The organism is Psychrobacter piechaudii (assembly GCF_900162825.1).
GTDB classification, from domain to species: Bacteria; Pseudomonadota; Gammaproteobacteria; order Pseudomonadales; family Moraxellaceae; genus Psychrobacter; species Psychrobacter piechaudii.
This window is the reverse complement of sequence record NZ_FUGE01000227.1, coordinates 1-7,352: the sequence shown is the minus strand read 5'-3', so window position 1 is coordinate 7,352 and position 7,352 is coordinate 1. Positions and strand designations below refer to the sequence as shown.

Sequence of the window (7,352 nt, the reverse complement as noted above, 5' to 3'; positions counted from 1 at the left end):
AATCATGACTTTTATTTTGACTCTTAGTAAGTAATTTTGATGACATAAAAATTAGCTATATTAAAAAAGAGTATTGAAATAAGGGGAGCAATCGCTAATTTTTATCCAGTCAGCAGTAATCAAACTTATTCAAATACTCTATTGTTCAAGGCCTATATAGTATCTATAAAAGGGCGCAAAACCCCCTTTAAGCCTTTATATCCATTATACTATAATTTAAATAAATACCCAAGATAACCGTCATAAACTAGATAAATTCAGCCAATGTGGTTATAGTGTTTATCAAGTGTTAAGGGCAAGTGTTATTACACTACAACTTAAGTCAATCTCAATAAGCTTCATGGAAGATTAGAAAGATGGCTTAAGAAACGAATACTTACAATGTACTCAAATTTATGCTGGAGTTATTGCTACAGTAGCTATCGCCTAGCATTAAAAAGCGAGTTAAATAAAGACTTCTTTAGTAGTTTTAGTTAAAAAAACAAATAGTAGAAGTGTTTATTTCACCTAACCCATCCCAATCAAGGAGACAATTGATGTCAACTTATAAGTCAGCTATTGACCATATCCGTGAAATCAAAGCAAAACATGGCAACTGGCAGAACATCAGTGAATCTGATGCTGCACGTATGATGGTTCAAAACCGTTTCAAAACTGGTCTTGATATCGCCAAATACACTGCTGCTATCATGCGTAAAGACATGGCCGAATACGACGCTGATCATTCACAGTACACTCAGTCTCTAGGTGCATGGCATGGTTTTGTTGCTCAACAAACTATGTACGCTAAGAAAAAATACTTTGGTACTACTTCAAAAACTTACATCTACCTATCAGGTTGGATGGTTGCAGCACTTCGTTCAGAGCTAGGTCCTTTACCTGACCAATCAATGCACGAAAAAACTACAGTTCCTGCTCTTATTGAAGAAATCTACACTTTCTTACGTCAAGCAGACGCTAAAGTACTAAACGATTACTTCCGTGAGCTAAACGCTGCTAAAGAAGCTGGTCAAGATACTACTGAAATCGAAGAAAAAATCAACAACTTTGATTCACACGTTGTGCCAATCATTGCTGACATCGACGCAGGTTTCGGTAACGAAGAAGCAACTTACCTACTAACTAAAGCTATGATCGAAGCTGGTGCTTGTGCTATCCAGATCGAAAACCAAGTATCAGACGCTAAGCAGTGTGGTCACCAAGCTGGTAAAGTAACTGTACCACATGAAGACTTCATCTCTAAACTAAATGCTATCCGTTATGCTTTCCTAGAGCTTGGTGTTGATGACGGTGTTATCGTTGCTCGTACTGACTCAGAAGGTGCTTCACTAACTCAGAAAATCCCAGTATCTGAGCAACCAGGTGACCTAGCTTCTAAATACATCGACTTCATCGACGTTGAAGAAATCGACATCGCTGACGCTAAAGAAAACGATGTACTATTAAAGCGTGATGGTAAACTAGTTCGTCCAGTTCGTCTACCAAACGGTTTATACCAGTTCCGTGAAGAAACTAACATCGACCGCGTTGTACTTGACTGTGTAACTGCTCTAGAAAACGGTGCTGATCTTCTATGGATCGAAACACCTACTCCAGACGTTGAGCACATCAAAATGATGGTTGACCGTATTAAAGAAGAACGCCCAGAAGCGAAACTTGTATACAACAACAGCCCATCGTTCAACTGGACTCTAAACTTCCGTAAGCAAGTTATCGCTAAGTGGGAAGAAGAAGGTAAAGACGTATCAGCATACGACAAGAACAACTTGATGAGTGCTGACTATGATGGTACTGAATTAGACGCTGCTGCTGACCAAGCTGCGAAGAACTTCCAGAAAGATGCGTCACGTGAAGCGGGTGTATTCCATCACTTAATCACTCTACCTACTTACCACACTACTGCTCTTAGCGTTCACGAACTTGCTAAAGGCTACTTCGGTGAAGACGGCATGCTTGCTTATGCAGCTGGCGTACAACGTAAAGAAATCCGTGAAGGTATCTCTTGCGTTAAGCACCAAGCAATGGCTGGTTCAGACTTAGGTGACGATCACAAAGAGATCTTCTCTGGTGAAAACGCACTTAAAGCTGGCGGTGAGAAAAACACAATGAACCAGTTCTAAGACTTCTTTATAAAAGATTCTTAGCACCTCATTGAATAAAAAGTCGCTCTAACTTCGGTTAGGGCGACTTTTTTATTGGCTTAAATAACCCTAAGCTTTTTAATGTATGTCATTCTCTATCAAATTGAATAATGACCTATCTTCTATTCCCCTTCCCCTATTTATGTCATCAATCTGTCACGTTAATCCGCTTGTTATTATTCTTAACATATCCTAGGATATTGAATATATATCGTACCGATTATTTATAAAGCCTTAGATTAAAAAAATAATCAAAATAAGCACTTACATACCCTTTTATGAGTTAAAACTCGAGGAAAAATCATGCAAGAAATTGAGCTGAAGTTTTTAGTACCCGAATATAAAGTTGACTCCCTTATGCGTCAAGCTAAAATCAAATCATCAAATACCACTCAATTAGCTGCACACTACTATGATACCGTTGACAATATACTAGCTCAGTCCGGCATGGCCCTCAGAATACGTAAAGAAGGCGATACCTGGGTACAGACTCTAAAGTCTAATGGGGATGGTATGGCTTCTCGAGGTGAGCAAAATAACATTCTCGATGAAGCTCAAGTCAATGAGGCTATCCAAGCCGATGCCCTATACCCTGATCTCTCTGTTTATGAAGATTTGGGCATAGAAAAGATGATTCTAAGCTCGAGCGAAGAACAGGCTTCTGATAAATTAAACCGTCTTTATATTACTGACATTGAACGCACTACTCGACTAATCAGGAGTGAAACAGGACTGGTAGAAATGGCTTATGATGAAGGCTTTGTCATTCATGGCGAAGACTCGCAAATTAGTAAGCCCGTTTTAGAGCTCGAGTTTGAGCTTATTGAAGGTGATGTCTCATTCTTGTTCGAAGTGGCTAAAACCTGGGCGAAGCGTTATAACCTATGTTTATCAACGGTCACTAAAGCAGAACGAGGTGGCTTAATGCTGGCAGGTAAAGAGCATGCTGACGCCACTAAAGCTGATTTAAAGAAACTGACTTTAGATAAAAAAATGAGTCAGCCTAAGTTTATACGTGCAGTGATTTATAACTGCATGCTTCAAATTCTACCCAATGTTAGCGCCATAGCTGCAGGTAGTACCGATGGTAATCACGTGCATCAGCTGCGAGTAGGCATCAGAAGATTGCGTACTGCTTTAAAATTCTTTAGTGATTTTTCGTCACAGTTAAACCCTGAATGGGGACCCATCTTAAAACAAACCTTTGGTTTATTGGGTGAATACCGTGATCATGAGCTACTACAAACAAGAACCCAGCCTATGTTAGAGAGCAAAGGCGCTCCTTATGTGGATTGGTCATCAGAACGTGAATCTATTAAAATCAAACCTATTGATGCCCTTAGGGCCCCTGATTTTCAAATAACATTGCTCGAATTAATAGAATTCACAATGAGTCCTGCTAAAAAGGATAAGCCAATAAACCCGGGTAATGCTAAGCAACAGATTGTCACAATTCTAGACTCGTTATATAAAAAGATTAGCAAAGCCAGTGACAACTTTGCCTCATTAAACATTGAAGCACAGCACGATGTGAGAAAACGCCTAAAAAGCCTGCGTTACATCAGTGAGTTTGTTAGCCCTATGTATAAAAAGAAAAAAACCAAAGCTTTCTTGCAATACCTAGAGCCTGCTCAAGAGATTTTAGGTGAATATAATGATGATATCGTAGGCCAATATTTTTATAGGCAGAAGACAGAGTCTGACGCTGCAGCTTGGTTTGCGGTTGGTTATTTTACTGCTCAAGAAACACATGCTGCTTTGGAGTGCGCAGAGAGTCTCAAACAAGTAAAAAATGCCCCAAAATTTTGGTAAAGAGTTTAGTGTATTAAGTAGTAACTAAAAAAGCTTGCTGTTAGTCCTCCGCTAACAGCAAGCTTTTTTATTAGGTATCACAGAGTACTTTAAACACTATGGCTGATTAACCTGCAACGATCTCAACCGGTGTTCCCTCCTCTACTTGATCAAATAGCCACAGCAACTCTTCATTGCGCATACGCACACAGCCATGTGAAAGCGGTGTTCCCATAGGCTCGGTATCGGGAGCTCCATGAATATAAATATAGCGTTGATAAGTGTCACAGCAACCTTGATCATTCTCTCCCTTATTGCGACCCTCTTCACAGCCACTTAACCAAAGAATACGACTTAAGATCCAGTCACGATTAGGATGCTCTTTACCTAGTTGTTCATCATATATCTCACCAGTTGGCACTCTACCTACAAAAACACTATTAATTGGAGTATTTTCCCCTATTTTCTCTGTAATAAAATGCTTTCCTAAGGGCGTACACCCACTGCCCTCTTGACTACCAATCCCATTTTTTGCCGTTGAGATGATAAATTCATGAGTGTCAGAGTTACCTTGCTTGTTAGGAAGGGTCAAGGTTAAGGTCTGCTTAGCAATATTAACAACGATTCTGGGGGTTAGCTTCTCAAATATTTTTAAATTTGGCATGGTTTATGAGCCTTATTATTAGATTATTAAAGATTACATTTAGAAGTATTTGGGCAACCTAACTGCAATGGAAGGTTGTAACTAACGTAAATCACCCTTATGATAACTACAATTAATTCATAGTAGTAGGTCTTATGACAGCTCTTTTACCCACCCGCGTGTCACTTTATGATTTTCTATTTGAAGATACCTTACCAATTGATTCTATATTTGCGGATATAGGGGGCATTTCCATACCTCAAGCCCGAGTAATAATTGAAAACGGCATTCAGGCTATTGTTAGTGGGCTTATGGCTTACCACCAACAACACGGTGGAGAGGCTGTATTAAAAAAGCTATTCCGGCGTAGTCAAATCAAAGACCTACGAAAATATAATGCTTTTAATTTAAAAACCATGAGTGCAGCTTATCAACAGGGTCATGCTATTAATGATACTCTATTTGAATCAACTGAAATACAAAAAAGGGTGTGTCAAAAACTTGGTGATCAAGCTCAATTATCAGGCAATCAAGTCCGTCCTTTATTAGGGGCATTGAGCCTACTTTGCTTACGAGAGATTGCTATACTAGCAGATTACGCCCAATTAGATGCCCAAGAAATAGACTGCTGGTTTGGGTTGCAGCCGCAGTTCTTTCAGCTAAACCGAATAAAAAATCACTGGGATGATCAGACTAATAGCTCTATTTTAGCTTATGAACTGCCTAATTTTGATAGTACTTGGCATGAGATAACTGGCTATAAGCAGCCAGATGTAAGCGCTTCTAAATCTACACAGCAAATACCTCATTATGCTAAGGTTATTGGTCGCACTCATCAGGCTACTTTAATCAAGAATAAATCGGCTAACAATAATCAGCTTATTGTTGATAATGCTAATAACAGTGAGGTTTTAACCTTTGCTGAAATGGCTAATATTTTCTTACCTTATCAACGCTGGTTATTACAACTGGCAAAAATCTCAGATATTTATCTGAGTCGTAAACGCTTAAAAGTAGCTCCAGAACCCGTACAAGCTCCCTCTAGACCGTTTGTTAACTTTGGTTTTTTAGATATGGATAAGAGTAATGCACCAAGTAACTCGGAAGCTGGGCAAAGCAAAAATCCCCTTTGGAAAAATCCTGTGCTAATTCTGTTGCTAATAGTGATTGGCGGTTTGAGTATAATGGCAGTGGGTAAATACCAATATAAAAAATCTCAAATAGTAGATACTCCTACTCAAATTACCAAAGTGAACCGCCCCGGGATTGTCGGAGACTCAACGCTCCAAGAGAATACGACAATGAAAACACGAAAACACGAAACTATACCTCTGAAATGAAAGAGCGAGCCGTCCGTATGCTAATTGAAGCTAAAGACGACTACCCATCCACCTGGTCAGCCATCAAAGCTATAGCACCAAAGATAGGTTGCACGCCTGAGACCCAACGATCATGGCATAAAAAGCACGTAGATAAAAACATTCCTGCAAATATTCAAGCTCAAAGCCAAGCGGAGCGTATCAAAGAGCTTGAACGTGAGAACAGAGAGTTAAAGCAAGCCAATGAGATTATAAAGAAAGCAGCTGGTCTTGAAGCCCAGGCGGAGCTCGACCGCAAACCCAAGTAATGGTTGATTTTATTGACGACCACAAACAACAGTATGGAGTCGAGCCAATCTGTAGAGTATTACCGATTGCTCCATCCACATACTATCGTGTTAAAGAGCTAGAAGAAACCCCTGAAAAGCGTTCACAGCGTAGCCAACATGACGACTTCTATCTTAATGAGATTAAACGTATTTGGAAGGACAGCAAATGCCGATACGGTGCTCGTAAAGTCTGGAAACAGTTGAAATCTGAAGGTGTACATCCTGCACGTTGCACTGTAGAGCGGTTAATGCGTCAGCATGGTATGCAGGGTATTTGGCGAGGTAAAGGTAAGATAACCACTAAGTCTCGTGATGATCAAAAGCGTGCTGATGATTTAGTTAATCGTAATTTCAGTGCACATAGACCTAACCAGCTATGGGTTGCTGACTTTACTTACGTTAAAACATTGAGTGGTTGGGTCTATACTGCGTTTATTATAGATGTATTTGCCCGTAGTATTGTTGGTTGGAAGGTATCTAATCGTATGAACACCGATATGGTGATGGCAGCGTTAAATCAAGCCATTGCAGACAGAAACCATCCTAAAGATGTCATTCATCATAGTGATAGAGGGGTTCAGTACTTATCCATTCGCTATACGGATAAGATGGCTGATTCTGGCGTTATTGCATCTGTTGGTACAACCGGTGATTCATACGATAATGCGTTAGCTGAAACGGTTAACGGGCTTTATAAAACAGAGGTGATTGAATATTTAAAACCGCAGTGGCGGGATGCGTATGATGTTGAATTAGCAACCCTTGAATGGGTCGTCACTCGAGCATAGCTCTCGCCTTGCAAAGCTAAATCGATACTTAATCGATTTTTAACGCTTCTCAGATTTAACAAAACTCGCATTCATAGTACGATTGGTTATGTGTCACCTTTTGAGTTTGAGAGACGATACTATGATAGTCTTAATGAGTCAGACAAAGCTGCCTGACTCAAGCAATCCACTCTCCGATATAGTCGGGGCGGTTCAAAGTAAAAGTTTGACCTCCTCCCCTCGCTAAACCGAGGGAATTCCTACAGCTAGACGGTCAAGCCCGACCGCAAGGATGTTCTTAGCAGCATTAATATCTCTATCATGCCATGTGCCACACTCAGCACAAGTCCATCCTCTTATTC

At 40.0% G+C, this 7,352-nt stretch carries 5 protein-coding genes, 1 pseudogene and 1 other annotated feature; of the genes and pseudogenes, 4 read left to right on the top strand and 2 right to left on the bottom strand.

Annotated elements, in window-relative coordinates:
• Window positions 1–536: 536 nt before the first annotated feature.
• The gene (locus A1019T_RS11865; RefSeq protein ID WP_077451841.1) at window positions 537–2,120 is read left to right on the top strand and encodes an isocitrate lyase; all 1,584 of its coding nucleotides are present in this window, start codon (window positions 537–539) and stop codon (window positions 2,118–2,120) included.
• 324 nt (window positions 2,121–2,444) lie between these two features.
• Entirely contained in the window at window positions 2,445–3,953 is a 1,509-nt protein-coding gene (locus tag A1019T_RS11860) for a CYTH and CHAD domain-containing protein (RefSeq protein ID WP_077451839.1), read from the top strand.
• 106 nt (window positions 3,954–4,059) lie between these two features.
• Here A1019T_RS11860 and A1019T_RS11855 read toward each other — a convergent pair whose 3' ends face one another.
• Entirely contained in the window at window positions 4,060–4,596 is a 537-nt protein-coding gene (locus tag A1019T_RS11855) for a L,D-transpeptidase (RefSeq protein ID WP_077451837.1), read from the bottom strand.
• A 134-nt stretch (window positions 4,597–4,730) separates the two neighbouring features.
• Between A1019T_RS11855 and A1019T_RS11850 the strand changes: the two genes are divergently transcribed.
• Both A1019T_RS11850 and A1019T_RS11845 read left to right on the top strand, forming a co-directional pair.
• The gene (locus A1019T_RS11850) at window positions 4,731–5,915 is read left to right on the top strand and encodes a hypothetical protein (protein ID WP_077451835.1); all 1,185 of its coding nucleotides are present in this window, start codon (window positions 4,731–4,733) and stop codon (window positions 5,913–5,915) included.
• Window positions 5,912–7,167, top strand: a pseudogene (locus A1019T_RS11845) (IS3 family transposase). The gene A1019T_RS11850 and the pseudogene A1019T_RS11845 overlap by 4 nt, the downstream one beginning before the upstream one ends.
• Window positions 6,160–6,276: a sequence feature (AL1L pseudoknot), on the top strand. Its footprint overlaps the pseudogene before it by 117 nt.
• Before the next feature lie 66 nt (window positions 7,168–7,233).
• Here the strand turns inward: A1019T_RS11845 and A1019T_RS11840 are convergent.
• On the bottom strand, window positions 7,234–7,352 hold a 119-nt coding region (locus A1019T_RS11840; protein WP_143514067.1), incomplete at its 5' end, for a zinc ribbon domain-containing protein.